Raw genomic sequence first — 901 nt, forward strand, 5'->3', positions numbered from 1 at the left:
GGATTTGCCGAGCAGCGGCAGATCGAGCAGCCATTCGCCGGGATAATCGACGATATCGACCGACAATCTGCCCGAGGAAAACATGCGGCTCCAGCCGGAAGCCGATTCATATTCGATGGTCAGCCGCAGCTCCGAAATGGCGCGCGTCGAATCGGGCCAGGCGCGGTCGTTGACCAAGGCTGCGATGTGGTCCTCGTACTGGAAACGCGGCACCGCGTCGTCGGGCTGCTGCTCGAGGAAGGCGCGCGCGATACGCCCCGATTTCTGCGCCTCGAACAGCGGCAGGCGCCCGCCATGGATCAAATTGTGGACAAGGGCCGATATGAACACCGTTTTGCCGGCGCGGGACAATCCGGTCACGCCGAGGCGCAGCGATGGGGAAAAAAGCCCGGTGGCGCGGCCCGACAGCGTGTCGAGGGCAATCCTCGCCTCGTCGGTGAAGGTGGTCAGCGATGATGCCAAAATATGCTCTCTCGAACTTCGGTCCGCCCGATATAGGCGCTGCAACAAGGCTTTGAAATGGCTTCAGAGATCGGCCGGCGTCAGGAACACTTCGAGATAGCCAGTGCCTTGGGCGGCGCTGGCAAGATCGCCGTCGAAGCGGACGACCGCCAGGCCCGCGGTCGGGAACCCATGGTTCAGTGTGGCCCGCGCAGCCTCGTCGCCGCCGCCCGAAACTGCCATGGCAAGGTCTTCCATCATCGGGTTGTGGCCGATGACCAGCAACGAGCCCGATCCGCCATTGTTCTTGATAAGGTTGAGATAACCGGCCGCGTCCGCGCTGTAGAGCCCGTCGAAGAACAGGACCCGGCCGGTGTCGGTCTGGCCGGCCAGGCCTTCCAGCGTCTCTTTGGCGCGTTTGGCGTTGGAGCACAGCGTCCGGTCCGGAACATAGAGGCGG

Annotated in this window: 2 protein-coding genes; both read right to left on the reverse strand. The window is 63.5% G+C overall.

Annotated elements, in window-relative coordinates:
* Nucleotides 1-462 (reverse strand): YcjX family protein (locus tag EN949_RS35435; protein WP_164782688.1); only part of this gene is annotated, 462 nt, incomplete at its 3' end.
* Nucleotides 463-525: 63 nt separating this feature from the next.
* Nucleotides 526-901, reverse strand: a 376-nt coding sequence (locus EN949_RS35440) for a histidine phosphatase family protein (protein ID WP_127371992.1), incomplete at its 5' end; no start/stop codon positions are given.

It is taken from the genome of Mesorhizobium sp. M7A.F.Ca.US.007.01.2.1 (assembly GCF_003998165.1).
Lineage (GTDB): Bacteria > Pseudomonadota > Alphaproteobacteria > Rhizobiales > Rhizobiaceae > Mesorhizobium > Mesorhizobium ciceri.